Source organism: Mesorhizobium sp. WSM4840 (genome assembly GCF_055811755.1).
In genome coordinates this window covers 32222-44604 of sequence record NZ_JBVVQD010000041.1, presented here as the reverse complement: position 1 = coordinate 44604, position 12383 = coordinate 32222, and the positions used below count along the sequence as shown (strand labels likewise).

Genomic DNA, 12383 nt, shown 5'->3' with positions numbered 1-12383 from the left:
CCCTTGTGGGGAGGGGTTAGGGGTGGGGGTACATCGTAGAGCGAAAGCCTCGGCTTTCCACCTGCGATAGCCCTGCCTCAAGGGAGAGATGTCCGGCAGGACAGAGGGCGGCGCTGTTCCGCCGGCCTATCAATCAACCGCAATTGCTTCCTCGCGCCAATTCTCGGCTGATCAAACGTTAAACCCAAGGCCGCGTTCCTTCGCGCCCCCTCTGCCCTGCCGGGCATCTCCCCCCGAGGGGGGAGATCGGCAGCTGCGCGAACCGCCCATCACCCTCCTAAAAGGACCCTCCCGTGACCCCAATCCCCGATGACAAGCGCCGCGCCGCCGCCGCGCAAAGTGAAGCCTGCGTCGACATCGCATCACTTGCCGACGAGATCAGGGCAAACGCCGCTTCCCTCGACGAGCGCTGGCGCATGGCCCAATGGCTGATCGAACAGCTGCGCCAGCAATTGTTCGACGCCGATGCCTTGCGCCGCGCCGTCGCCACCGCCAACAGCCAGTTCGACGCCGCCGGCGTTGCCAGCCTGAAAATCAACCCGACTGCCATCCGGCGCGCCGCCATTGCCGGGCGGCGAGCGGCAGCACCCGCTCGTCTCAGCGCGGCAGCGATCCAGGCCGACAAGATGCTTCTGTCCCTCCTCAGCCCCGGCGGCGCGCTCGACCCGCGCCCGGCGCTTGGCGCGCCGGCTGGAGGCATCACGGGCAGATTTTCGCTTCGTGGCCGGGGCCGCGGCTGACCATGTGCACACTTGCCCTTATCGGCACGGCTCTCTCGGTCGGCGGCGCTCTGGTCGAAGGCCAGCAGTCGAGGCAGATGGCCGACTACCAGGCCAGGGCCTATGAACAGCAGGCGCGGGCCGACGCGCAAGCCGCGGCCTTCGAACAGGGCCAGGAGCGCCACAAGCAGGACCTTCTGCAAGCGCAGGCGCGCGCCCAGGCCGGCGCGTCGGGCGTCGCCATGGCAGGCTCGCCGACTGAGGTGCTGGCGGCCAACGCCAGGCAGGGCCAGCTCGACATCAAGGCGATCCAGTACGGCTCGCAGCTGCGCCAGAACAATCTCACCACGCAGGCGGCGATCTCGCGTTTTTCCGGCAAGCAGTCGGCGGCGGCCTCGATCTTTAGGGCTGGCGGCAACCTCGTGTCCGGCCTTTCCGGCCTCTACGACCCGAGCAAGGCGGTGACATTCGGCAAGAGCGCCTTTCCGCCGGCGCCGGGCGGAGGGCTTTACTGATGGCGACCATCCCCCTCCAGCTTGCCCAGCGCCGGCTCGATACCGGCAGCGTGGTTTCCTATCCCGGCGGCTCGCCGGTCGGCGCCGCCATGCAAGGCTTTGGCGCCGAGCTCTCGGCTGTCGCCGAGCGGTTCACGCAACAGAAGCAGCAGCAGGACGCCTTCGACGCCGAGGTCATCGGCCGCGAGTTGAACGGGCAGATCGCCCAGGCCGAAGACGAGGCGATCCGGAATGCGCCGGCCGACGGTCGCGGCCTGCATGACAGCATGTATGGCCAGGTCGATCCCCGCACCGACGGCGTCGTCAAGTCCGGCCTGTTCGACAAGATCTTCGACAGCACCGTGCCGAAAGTGCCGGAGAGCGAACGCGCCAACTTCATCAGGAAAAAAGAGGCTTTAAGGCTGGCCGGCTCGGCACGCATGGCCGCACAGCAATATGCGCGCCGCCAGGCCTATGAGCAGACCGAATGGTCCAAGGCGCAGGACTCCTACACAAGCGCCATCGCGCAGAGCGACCCGGACGACACCGCAGCGTTCGAGGCGATCAGGCAGAGCGGGTTCGACTTCATCGCCAAGATGGGCAACCCGGTCGCCAGGCAAGCGGCCGAAACTGCCTGGCGCAGCAACACGGCAAAGGCGCTCGCCCAGGCGATGATCGCCAAGGATCCGGGCCGCGCTGTTGAACTGCTTGGCGCCGAGCCCAAGGCCGCCGACGGCGCGATCAACGGTGAAACCACCGGCGCTGAAGGCGGCACCGATCTGTCGGCGAAAAACCCGAATTCACCCGCTTCGGGCGACGACCGCCTTGCTGATCTCAGGCCCGACGATAGGGTTGCGCTCGCCTGGCAGGCTGGCGCCTCGGTGGCGCAAAACTGATGTCCGCAACCAGGCGGCCGGGCTAGATTTTCGCGTTGCCTGCCCCTGTTGCATTGGCCGCCGGCTTTTTCATGGGAAAACCCAAAGTTCCTGAAATCGCCGCTGGCAATGCACGCAGGTATGTGGTCGTTTCCAGGGCGATAAGAGACCGTTTGGAATCTCTACTCTGGCGGCCATCTGATGGCGTTTTCTCCGCTTCCGGTGCTCACGGACCCAAATGTCCGCTGCGCGCCGGTTCTCGAAACCACCATCATATGACTCGCCAGAGCGAATTTCGAAACAGTCTCTAAGAGCGACGGCGGCCTTTCTTACAACACAGGCTTGTGGTTCTGGATTTGAAATTTCCAAGCGCTGATGCGATCATTGGAACGGAAATCCACCTGGCCCGTCCAGGCTTCAGATGAAGGGCTGACCCTATCTTGTTGCGCTTAGAGTCTTATCCGATGCTGGCAAGGATCGTTTTTCCGGTCATGTTGGCCGGCGTTCTCCTGCTCACTCTTCTGCCGGCGCGGTTCTTGCCGGATTTCGGCACGGCGGTCACGCTTTACGATGACAAGTTGCATCACGCCATCGCCTTCGCCGTGCTGGCGGTGCTGGGAAGCCTCGGCTGGCCGGAACACAAGGCAAAGCTGATTGTTGTCCTCGCCTTCACCGGCGCGGCGATCGAGGTTCTTCAGGGCTCGCAACTGATAGGGCGCGATCTGGATGGGTTCGACTGGGTTGCCGACTGCGCCGGCATGGCGTGCGGGCTGGCAATCGCCGGCTGGACAAAAAGGCGCGTTGGGAGGCGCGTTGGCGGATTGCCATAGGCCGCAACGGGTTTTTCTCTCGAGACAACACCGCCGGCCTGATCCGCGCCCGGGGCCGGCCTGAAATCATAGCGCACTTAAAGCCTCGCTTTCGCGGGGCTTTTTTCATGGAGAAGCCTGATGGCTCGACCTGCAACTGCCGCCGTTCGACTTCTGACCGGCGAACGCGAACCCGTGCGCCTGGCGACCACGGCCAACATCCTCCTTCGTGGCCTGCAGGCCATCGACGGCGTGCCGTGCGAGGTTGGCGACCGCGTGCTGGTCAAGCACCAGGCCGACCAAAGACAGAACGGCATCTACACGGTCAGCGAGGGCGAATGGTTCCGCGCCGCCGACGCCCGCACCGCCCGCACCTTGCAGAAGGGAACGACGGTTCACACCCAGGTTGGGACAATCAATGCCGGGCGGGTGTTTGAATTTAGCGCTGACGAGCCGGTGGTGGGCAGCGATGCCATCGCCATTGCCCCGTTCGTGCCGCCCGACATTGCGGAGGTGGTCGAGGATGTCGAATCGCTGCGCGACGAGACGCAGATGCTGAAGGATGCCACCGAGGCCAGTGCCGGCCAGGCAGCCGCCAGCGCTGCCAGCTCTGTCACCAATGCCGGGCAAACCGCCGCCGATGTCGTCACCACCGCGGCCAATCTGGCCAGCGCGCAGGCGGCGCGCGACGCATCGCTGTATGGCAAGGGCATTTTCCCGACGACGGCGGCGGCGATCGGTTTTGGTGTCGTCGGCAGCGGTGCGATCACGGCGGGGGCCGGTGGCACCAACGGCACGTTCGATTTGGCGTTTACCGGCGGCGCCGGTTCGGGTGCCGCCGGCCGCTTCGTTGTGGCTGGCGGCGCAGTGACGCAGATCCTGATCACAGCGCCCGGCTCCTACACTGTGGCGCCAAACTTCAGCTTCGCGGCGTCGGCGGGATTGGCTGGCGCAAGTGCGGCGGCGGTCCTCGCCCGGAATGCTGAGGTTGGTGAATACTTTTGGACCGAAGTCAGCGCCGGTATCCTTGGAATGTACACTGTGGCGGCCGGGCCGGTTGCCGTCGACACGGGCGTTCGTCCTTCGGCGGCGGAAGTCATCGCCTTGATCGGATCGAGGACGGTCGGGCCGGTTGCGATCACTGGTTCGGTCGGCGGCACGGTGGTCTCCAACAGCAGCATCTATTACTGGCCGGGGTCACTATCGACGGTAGATGAATTTCTGTCGAGTGTAGAACTCGGCTTCGGCGCTGGGCCGGGAACAATTCATATCGTCTTTGCCCACGTCGAGGGCGATGGCACGTTAACTCTGGTCTCTGAACAAACTATCGCTGTCGTTACCGGCCCGTCCTCCGTCAACTCGGGGCTCTCGATCCTGAAGCCGGCCGGCAGCGTCATGGGCTTACAGCGGACAGGCGTGGGCACCTGGTACTATACGGCCGGGGCAATTGCGAACGGCGAAAGCGAGTGGTTTACGGCGGCGTTGCCGACCTCGCACACCGCCAAGACCATCGGTTTTACAAACGGCCCGCAATGGAAAGCAACTTTCACGGGTGAAGTCGGCACAAAGGCGCGCGCCGCCTACGATACCGCAAAAGGTCTTGTCGATGTTGTCGGTTCGGAATTGGATACCGGGTGGCCGTCGCTGGTCAACACCGGTGCGAACACGCCCGCGAACTACAGCATTGTCATGCAAACGCCGGCTCCCGCCGCTGGCTGCATCACTCAGGTCGATGTCGGGGCGAGCGGCGCGGGTGCTGCACTGATCCATGTTGTCGAGGTCTTGGCAGGACCAACCGTCAACGTGATCAGCACCACGCCAATCACTCTTGCAAATGGCGTTCCCTCTATCCCTCTCTCGATCCCGATTGCGGCCGAACAATATCCGGCGATCAGCGGCGGCGGCTACAAGTTTCAGAACAGCGTCAATCCGGAAGGCATTCCCGTTTGGCTCAGGAACGGGGCGCTGTCGAACGGCGCCAGCGTGTCGAATTCGACCCAGCACCGCTATGAGGTCCGCTTCACGATCAAGACCGGTCTTATAGCGGATGCAGCAAGGGCCTTGACCGGCGGCGCGCAGAACACCGGCATGAACCTGCTGGCAGACGCCGACCCGAATGGCGTCGTTGACGCGACCGCGATCTTTGCTTCGGCCGGGGCCGCTCACCCAAATCCCTACGTCCCGCCCGGCAGCTTCGCGCTGACGGCCATGCCTAAGTCTGGCGACGGCTTTTGGGGGCCTGGAAAGCCGTTTGTCGGTGGCAGGAGGTTTTTCGTTCCGGCTCGCCCGTCGCTGTTCAATCTTTCTGATGGCTTCCGGGCCAAGATGGCGGAGCACATCGCCAACAACGATGTGCTTTGCCTGATCGCCGACAGCATCGGTCATTGGGCTCTGGCCAGCAATGGCTCGGCCCACTGGTTCAATCGAGTTACGCAGTTCGCCAATCTCGGCATTGCGCATGATGAGCCTGGCATGACGGCGTTGCGGCTTAGCTCAACCTATACGCCCGCCTTCTATGGCGTCACGACCAGCGGAACCGTGTCGACGGGAACGCGCGGGCCGCTCGGCGAAAGCATCATCCTTGCGGATGGCGCGTCGCTGACGTTCACGGGCGCCTATGAGCAGGTCGACGTCCATTACACCCAGGACGCCGGTCAAGGCTCGCTCGCGTTCGCCTTCAACGGTGGAGCGGCCTACAAGACTGTGAACGCTGCCGGCGCTCTGGCGCTGGATCAATATTCCGGCCCGTCCCTGACAGCGCAGGCGGCGAGCGGAAACTATACCCTTACGGCCGTAGGCGGACCGGTGGAGATCACTGGGCTTATCCGTCTCGGCATCAAGGCGGCCGGCTCGCGTCCGCGCCTGCGGACGCTGCGCGCTGCGCACGGAAGCTATACGTTCGCATCCTTCAACGCGCCGCGCCTTGCTTCTGCGGTCGCACAATGCGGCTATGCTGGCGGCAAAATTGTGCCGGTCCTCGCTCTGGGCATCAATGACAGCTTTAGCACGCCGCCGGCGACGATTTCGGCCAATATCACGTCGATTATCAACACGCTGGAGGCGGCCGGCGCTCCTCGCATGATGGCCATGCCGCCAACACGGCCATCATCCGCTTGGGATAGCAGCTATACAGGCGGTCGCACTTACGACGCAGCGCTTGGTGCGATCCGTCAAACCTATCGGTCGCGCAATGTGCTGACGGTCCCGATTGACGGGTTCGATTATGTCAACTCGGGGGCCTATCAAGAGGGCCTGCACTACAACGATGCCGGCCACGACAGCAATGCGCTGCGCTTCATCGAATACGTCGCGGAAAGGGGATAAGACCATGCCATTCGCAGTTCATCGCAAGGGTGAAGTGATCGCGACGCTTGAAGAAGGTGAGGAATGGGTGATCGTCGGCAAGAAGATCCTGATTACGAAGCCCAATGACCCGACTTATAGTCGAGAAATCGCAGTGCGTAAGGACGATGCCGAAGGGCTCGTCGAAGTGTGGCTGGGAGGCGCCTAGTCCGTACTGGACGCGGTTCGCGCGCTATGGCACGGTTGGCTTGGCGGGGGCGATCCTTAGGAGGATTTCTCTATGGCGGACGCCGGCAGCATTATAGCGATCTATGATGACTATTACGCAGATGGCAAAGTAGCCGCGAAACGCGAAATTGCTTCGCAGCAATCAGTCGGCCATATAGAAGCGATCCTCCCGGGGGAGACCGTCGAAAAGGTCCTTGACATCGGGGCTGGTGAAGGGGCTGTGCTGCACAAGCTCAACAAGCGAAATCTGGCAAAGACACTCGGGGCCGTCGAGATTTCGACCTCGGGTATTGAGGCCATCAAGGCACGGAAAATCCCTAGTCTGAAGAGCCTCGATGTTTTTGATGGCTACCACATTCCGCACTCCGACAAGTCGTTCGACCTTGGGTTGGCCATCCACGTTGTCGAACACGTCGAGCACGAACGGATGTTTTTGATGGAGGCGGCGAGGGTCTGCAAGAAGCTCTACATCGAGGTGCCGCTGGAGCATACGAGAAACCTCAATCGCGCCATTCGGATGTCCGGGCCGTATGGGCATATCAATTTCTACACGCCGCTGACGTTCGAAAATCTGCTCAATACTTCCGGGCTCAAGGTCGATAGTCTGATGACGTTTGCTCACGATCTCGCTTATGAACAGCACTTGGCCGGGCGGTACAAAGGATGGGTGAAATACAAGTTGCGGACCGAATTTCTCAAGGTCGCGCCCAAGGCTGCGGTGCGGAACATGGCGTACATGGCCGGAGCGCTATGCAGCACTAAATAGTTGATTCTGAAAGGTCGCGGACCTTTTTAGCAGGAACTCCGGCAACGATCGTGAAGGGCTCTACGTCCTTCGTGACGACAGACGCTGCGCCGACGACCGCGCCCTTGCCGATCGTGACACCTTTCAGGATTGTCACGCCAAAGCCGATCCAGACATTCTCATCGATTGTGACCGGCGCGATGCCGACACCCGACCAGTTCTTTTTGCCTTGATGCCACTCGGCGACATCGCTTGTGCGCTGCTTCCAATCCAGCGAGTGCGAGTTATGGTCAACGATCGTCGTACCCCATGAGATAACGACATCATCGCCAATAGTGATGTGTTCTGCAGCGACTAGGTGGCTCTTGCCGATGTAGCAGCGCCTTCCGATCGTGATCCGCGCTTCTGGTCGATCAAACGAGAAGTAGCAGTTGATGATCCCGTCCTCGCCGATCGAGTGATGGCCACGGCGGGCAGTGCGGACACTCTGAATGGCCACCTTCGTGCCAGCGCCGACATTGGCGCCCGCTAGGCGTTGCAGGAAGGGCGGCACAAAAGGCATGTCAGTGTCTTCCGTATCGTGTTTGTTGCTGCCTCTCGGCGATAACCTGCAAACCGTCGCAGAGCATGAGGTGCCGTTGTGGCATTCGCGTACTAAGCTCCTTCAATGCTGCCTGCGCATCGTGCTCGTCGTCGGCTGCCATCATTGGCGCAGGGATGTGTCGGCCATCGATTGCTTGGACCAAAAAGCGCTTGAGGGTTTGTGCCACCGGCAGGTTAGTTCGCATCGTCAGGGGCAGATCCGTTGGGCGGTCATCATTTGCGGCAAGCACCTCCGCTTTGCAAGCGTGATCGTGAGGTAGTTCACGCTCTAGTTCGTTCGGCTCGACACGGCCCCTAGCAACGAGCCAGTGCAGGTAGCATTTCGCCAACCGCAGATAGACTTGTACCGAGTGATCTTGTGGGTCGATAATTTCGGCGGCGTCTGGCTGCCGGCTGGCTTGCTTGCGCGTCCAAAAGACACGCCGTAGCCCGCGCCGCCGCGCAGGCGAATGGCGCAAAGACTGCAAAGACTAATGACAGCTGTCTTGTGGCTTGTCGTGAGGCTGGCTGTTCGACCACCAGATAAAATACAGCGAACCTATCTTCATGACCGGCACACGGCGCTCGCGTTCGCGCACCCGCAATTCGCGATAGACTTTCATCTTCAGGGTGCCGCCCGGCAATTTGATACGCACTGCCATCGGTTCAACTCCCGCCGGCAAGGCAATGATGATGTGCGATGCAGCAATTAGAGAACTTCCCCCAGGGAAGAGTCAACAGCCGATGGGTTTTTTGACTCTTCCCGGGAAGAGGTTCGGGCGCAGGCGCTCGATGAGATTCAGAGCGTCAACGCGTTGCCTGGAGTTGGTCCGGATCGTCCGGGTGCATCCGGCTGGCCGATTAAAGGACGCGGCCGGTTCGACCACCAGGTGAAATAGACCGAACCTATCTTGACGACAGGAATGCGGCGGCTGCGTTCGCGCCCGCGCAATTCCCGATACACCTTCATCTTCAAGGTGCCGCCCGGCAACTTGATCCGAACCGCCATCAGCCCATCCCCATTGTGCAGCGCAGCAATTAGAGAGCTTCCGTAGCGTAAAAGTCAACAACAGGTCATTGACTATTTCTGGGACTGTTTCCAGAAGGGCCCCGGGCACAGGCTCGGGATCATCGATTTGGCGGGCGCCCTGACATGCTGCCCGGCCACCAGACGATGAAGTAGTCTCCGACCCGCCAGACCGGGACCTGGCGCTTCTGCTCGCGGCGGCGCAGCTCGTCCTTTTTCTTGATCTTCAGTGTCCCGCCCGGAAGCCTGATCCTTATTGTCACGTGCCCTCCCGGTGTCCCACGGGGTATGAACGGTTCCTGGCCGCAGTCTCATCCCAATTTCGGTCCAGGTGGCAGGACGGATCGAGCTTCTCAAGCGGTCAGCACGATCACTTGAAGAAATCCGCCATGCCCTGGATGGCCAGGAACGCATAGAGGATCGGCCCGGCGACCAGCCCGCAATAGAGGCACAGGATCGCTGCCAGCGCCACAAGCAGCGGCTTGTCGCGGCCGACCGCGCACAGCTCGGCCTTCACCGTCCAGCGCGCCGTTCCTTCATCTTGCGACATCGGCCGCTGTCCTCCCCTTTGGGGTTTTTTTCACACAATCGCTTGCAAACATCAACCGGCCCGCGAGGGCGGAAAGGACACGACCATGGACATGACGTTCAAGGGCGCCGCCAGGCGCCTGGACGACCTCGATCTGCCAAAACTTGGCGCCAGGATCGGCGTCGGCGAGGATGAGATCCACGCCTTTCTCGATGTCGAAACCAGCGGGCATGGCTTCGACGCCCATGGCCGGCCGGTCATCCTGTTCGAGCCGCATGTGTTTTTCCGCAACCTGTCGGGGGCGAAGCAGGCGCAAGCTGTCGCGGCCGGCCTTGCCTATGCCAAATGGGGCGAAAAGCCTTATCCCCGGGACAGCTACCCCCGCCTGAAAGCCGCCTGCGCCATCGACGAGACGGCGGCGCTCAGATCGGCGTCGTGGGGCCTCGGCCAGGTTCTCGGCGAGAATTTCAAGGCGGCCGGCTTCCTCACCGTGCAGGCCATGGTCGAAGCCATGATGGAGGACGAAGCGCTGCAGCTGGCGGCGGCGGTCAATTTCATCGCCGCCAACCGGCTCGACGACAAATTGCGCAAGCATGATTGGGCCGGCTTTGCCAAGGGTTACAACGGCGCATCCTTTGGGAAGAACGTCTACGATATCAGGCTTGCCGAGGCGTTCCGCAAATGGTCCGGGATCAAGGACACGCCGGCCGCTGCCCCAGCGCAGCCTCCAGCGCCTGTTCCGATCCCGCAGGCTCCGCAACCGGACATTCTTGCGTCTTCAGGGCCAAAGCACGAGCCGGGCGAGGCTGGAGTGCGGCCCGGACCGTTGCCCGGACCGCTGTCCGGATTCTGGGCCGCAGTCCTGGCTCCCTTGGTCGCCGCAATCCTGTCCTTGTTTCGAAAGGTAAAGCCATGACGTGGTTCAATACCAATGCCGCGCACAATCTGATCAATATGCTGATCCTGCTGCTCACCGGCCTGGTCGGCTTCGACTGGACGCTGTTCGGCATCGACGCTGCCCTGGCGCTCAAGATCACCGGGGTGCTGACCCTGCTCAAGATCCTGATGAATGTCGTCCGCGACGGCGTTGCCGGCCTCGTCAGACGACAGCCTGCCGTGGAGGGCAATTGAGATGTGGGTGCTTTCCATGCTGAGCGCGCTCGCCGGCAATACGACGATCATGGCGATACTCGCCGCGCTGGTCGGCGGCATCGGCCTGTTTGTCGCCGGCGGCATCAGCCGGGCCAACAAGGATACGGCCAGGCGAGCGGCGGAAAAACTCGCCGCCGCACAGGATCGCCTCGAGATGGACCGCGAGGCGACCGATGCCGAACGCGCGGCGCGCGACCTGTCGGACGAAGCCGCACGGCGGGAGGCGAGGCGATGGGCAAGGCACTGATGATCGGTCTGCTGCTCGAGAGCCTGCTGTTTGGGGGCCTGTTGCTCGCCGGATGCACAACGCCGGTTTCGCCGGCGCGTCAGGTCTGGTGCGACCACAACCAGCCGCGCCGTCCCTCCGCCGTCGTCGTCGCCGCCATGACGCGGCCCGAGCTCGACGAGGTGAACGCCTACAACGCGAAGGGCGCCAGGTGGTGCGGGTGGCGGCCATGATACAGGAGTTTCTCGATGCTCTCGGCATCAAGGCGCCGGTGGTGGTCGCCGGCCTTTCCGGCGGCATTTTGCGCGCCTTGTCGCGCCACCGCTACAAGGTCCGCGAGATGGTGGCGTCGCCGATCTGCGGCGCGCTGGCGGCGGCCTACCTGACATTGCCGGTGGTGCATTACTTCCGCGCTACCGGCGTGCCGATACCGTCGCCCGACGACGGCACCACGACGCTGGCCGCAGCGTTCCTCATCGGCGTCTCGGCGATGTGGATCTCGGACATCGTCTTCGAGGTGGTGGTGAGGCGGTTCAAGCCGGAGAAGGAGGAATGAGATCGCGCCTGTCTTAAAGCGCGTCGCGTTTGACCGGGCGACGCGCTTTAGGTTGTTGTTTTATGCATGTCGTTATCGCAAAACCGCTGCACACCCTCGGTTCAGGCCCGAGGGCATGCTTTTGCGCGACATGCATTATTGCGCCGCAGCAACAGCCTCTTGCGGGAGACCCGGGTGAAGGTTGCGGAACCACTGGCGAAGGTGCGCGTTGGGCACGACCCTTGAGAGGATCTACCATGCCAGCTCGCCCAATCGTCTCGACAGCCGCAGCGATCCTGCTCGCCGCCACAAGCATGGCTTACGGCCGGCCGGATGCGCGCACCATGACATGCGAACAGACGCAGCAGCTGATCCAGAGCCGGCGCGCCGTCGTCCTGTCCACCGGCCGCAACACCTATGATCGATATGTCCGCCAATACGGCAATGAGTGCGACTGGCCCGAAGCGCCCGTCACCTCCTATGTGAGGACGCTTGACGGTCAATGCCGGGTCCATCGATGCGAGGAACCGGTTCTCGGATTGCGATGATGCGCCATTAAAGTCCAGGATCAAACACCCAGGGTCTGCGCCGCGTCGCGTCGCTCCTTGCTTCGCCCTAGGATGAGTGCGTCAGGAAGTTCGGGTCAAGCCCGAGGGCAAGCTTTTGCGCGACATGCATTATTGCGCCGCAGCGACAGCCTCTTGCGGGAGACCCGGGTGAAGGTTGCGGAACCACGGGCGAAGGTGCGCGTTGGGCACGACCCTTGAGAGGATTTACCATGCCAGCTCGCCCAATCGTCTCGACAGCTGCAGCGATCCTGCTCGCCGCCACAAGCATGGCTTACGGCCGGCCGGATGCGCGCACCATGACATGCGAACAGACGCAGCAGCTGATCCAGAGCCGGCGCGCCGTCGTCCTGTCCACCGGCCGCAACACCTATGATCGATATGTCCGCCAATACGGCAATGAGTGCGACTGGCCCGAAGTGCCTGTCGCCTCCTATGTGATGACGCTTGACGGTCAATGCCGGGTCCATCGATGCGAGGAACCGGTTTTCGATTTCCCGGACTAGTTCCTCTGTGCCGAGATTTGGTTCTTTGGCTGAGCCCTGTGGACGGTCGCTGCCCGACCAGACTGCAACCGCCAGTCTCCAACGTCT

At 62.4% G+C, this 12383-nt stretch carries 19 protein-coding genes; 14 read left to right on the top strand and 5 right to left on the bottom strand.

From position 1 onward, the window contains the following. Positions 1–293 precede the first annotated feature (293 nt). The 7 genes from AC0L3I_RS32985 to AC0L3I_RS32955 all read left to right on the top strand — a co-directional run bounded on the left by AC0L3I_RS32985 (position 294) and on the right by AC0L3I_RS32955 (position 7194). Entirely contained in the window at positions 294–740 is a 447-nt protein-coding gene (locus tag AC0L3I_RS32985) for a hypothetical protein (protein ID WP_473488181.1), read from the top strand. Positions 741–742: 2 nt separating this feature from the next. Beyond that, positions 743–1234: a hypothetical protein gene (locus AC0L3I_RS32980; protein ID WP_473529701.1), complete on the top strand. Its 492-nt coding sequence runs from the start codon at positions 743–745 to the stop codon at positions 1232–1234. Next, positions 1234–2109 (top strand): hypothetical protein, encoded by an 876-nt coding sequence (locus tag AC0L3I_RS32975; RefSeq protein ID WP_473529700.1) that lies wholly within the window; start codon positions 1234–1236, stop codon positions 2107–2109. The genes AC0L3I_RS32980 and AC0L3I_RS32975 overlap by 1 nt, the downstream gene beginning before the upstream one ends. Positions 2110–2552: 443 nt before the next feature. Further along, on the top strand, positions 2553–2918 hold the full coding sequence (locus AC0L3I_RS32970; RefSeq protein WP_473529699.1) for a VanZ family protein: 366 nt from the start codon (positions 2553–2555) through the stop codon (positions 2916–2918). A gap of 120 nt (positions 2919–3038) precedes the next feature. After that, the gene (locus AC0L3I_RS32965; RefSeq protein WP_473529698.1) at positions 3039–6221 is read left to right on the top strand and encodes a hypothetical protein; all 3183 of its coding nucleotides are present in this window, start codon (positions 3039–3041) and stop codon (positions 6219–6221) included. A gap of 4 nt (positions 6222–6225) precedes the next feature. Then, positions 6226–6408, top strand: a complete 183-nt coding sequence (locus AC0L3I_RS32960) for a hypothetical protein (RefSeq protein WP_473529697.1) — start codon at positions 6226–6228, stop codon at positions 6406–6408. Positions 6409–6480: 72 nt separating this feature from the next. Beyond that, the gene (locus tag AC0L3I_RS32955; protein ID WP_473529696.1) at positions 6481–7194 is read left to right on the top strand and encodes a class I SAM-dependent methyltransferase; all 714 of its coding nucleotides are present in this window, start codon (positions 6481–6483) and stop codon (positions 7192–7194) included. Here AC0L3I_RS32955 and AC0L3I_RS32950 read toward each other — a convergent pair. From AC0L3I_RS32950 to AC0L3I_RS32930, 5 genes are all read right to left on the bottom strand, one after another. Then, positions 7187–7735 carry an acyltransferase gene (locus AC0L3I_RS32950; RefSeq protein ID WP_473529695.1) on the bottom strand — a complete coding sequence of 183 codons (549 nt, stop codon included), beginning with the start codon at positions 7733–7735 and terminating at the stop codon, positions 7187–7189. The two genes, AC0L3I_RS32955 and AC0L3I_RS32950, sit on opposite strands and share 8 nt — an antisense overlap. A 511-nt stretch (positions 7736–8246) precedes the next feature. Continuing rightward, positions 8247–8417 carry a hypothetical protein gene (locus AC0L3I_RS32945; protein ID WP_473529694.1) on the bottom strand — a complete coding sequence of 57 codons (171 nt, stop codon included), beginning with the start codon at positions 8415–8417 and terminating at the stop codon, positions 8247–8249. Positions 8418–8554: 137 nt separating this feature from the next. Beyond that, the gene (locus AC0L3I_RS32940; protein ID WP_473529693.1) at positions 8555–8764 is read right to left on the bottom strand and encodes a hypothetical protein; all 210 of its coding nucleotides are present in this window, start codon (positions 8762–8764) and stop codon (positions 8555–8557) included. Between the two features lie 119 nt (positions 8765–8883). Then, entirely contained in the window at positions 8884–9045 is a 162-nt protein-coding gene (locus AC0L3I_RS32935) for a hypothetical protein (RefSeq protein WP_165848536.1), read from the bottom strand. Positions 9046–9152: 107 nt separating this feature from the next. Further along, the gene (locus AC0L3I_RS32930) at positions 9153–9332 is read right to left on the bottom strand and encodes a hypothetical protein (protein ID WP_029351723.1); all 180 of its coding nucleotides are present in this window, start codon (positions 9330–9332) and stop codon (positions 9153–9155) included. 85 nt (positions 9333–9417) lie between these two features. On the opposite strand from AC0L3I_RS32930, the gene AC0L3I_RS32925 reads away from it, so the two are divergent. The 7 genes from AC0L3I_RS32925 (at position 9418) to AC0L3I_RS32895 (ending at position 12296) form a co-directional block, all read left to right on the top strand. Beyond that, positions 9418–10227, top strand: a complete 810-nt coding sequence (locus AC0L3I_RS32925) for an N-acetylmuramidase family protein (protein WP_473529692.1) — start codon at positions 9418–9420, stop codon at positions 10225–10227. Continuing rightward, positions 10224–10442: a hypothetical protein gene (locus AC0L3I_RS32920; protein ID WP_473529691.1), complete on the top strand. Its 219-nt coding sequence runs from the start codon at positions 10224–10226 to the stop codon at positions 10440–10442. Before AC0L3I_RS32925 ends, AC0L3I_RS32920 begins: the two co-directional genes overlap by 4 nt. Position 10443: 1 nt before the next feature. Then, positions 10444–10710: a hypothetical protein gene (locus AC0L3I_RS32915; protein WP_473529690.1), complete on the top strand. Its 267-nt coding sequence runs from the start codon at positions 10444–10446 to the stop codon at positions 10708–10710. After that, entirely contained in the window at positions 10695–10922 is a 228-nt protein-coding gene (locus tag AC0L3I_RS32910; protein WP_473529689.1) for a hypothetical protein, read from the top strand. Before AC0L3I_RS32915 ends, AC0L3I_RS32910 begins: the two co-directional genes overlap by 16 nt. Continuing rightward, positions 10919–11245, top strand: a complete 327-nt coding sequence (locus AC0L3I_RS32905) for a hypothetical protein (RefSeq protein ID WP_473529688.1) — start codon at positions 10919–10921, stop codon at positions 11243–11245. Before AC0L3I_RS32910 ends, AC0L3I_RS32905 begins: the two co-directional genes overlap by 4 nt. Positions 11246–11481: 236 nt before the next feature. Continuing rightward, positions 11482–11772: a hypothetical protein gene (locus tag AC0L3I_RS32900; protein WP_473529687.1), complete on the top strand. Its 291-nt coding sequence runs from the start codon at positions 11482–11484 to the stop codon at positions 11770–11772. Between the two features lie 230 nt (positions 11773–12002). Beyond that, positions 12003–12296 (top strand): hypothetical protein, encoded by a 294-nt coding sequence (locus tag AC0L3I_RS32895; protein WP_473529686.1) that lies wholly within the window; start codon positions 12003–12005, stop codon positions 12294–12296. The last annotated feature ends 87 nt before the right edge of the window (positions 12297–12383 follow it).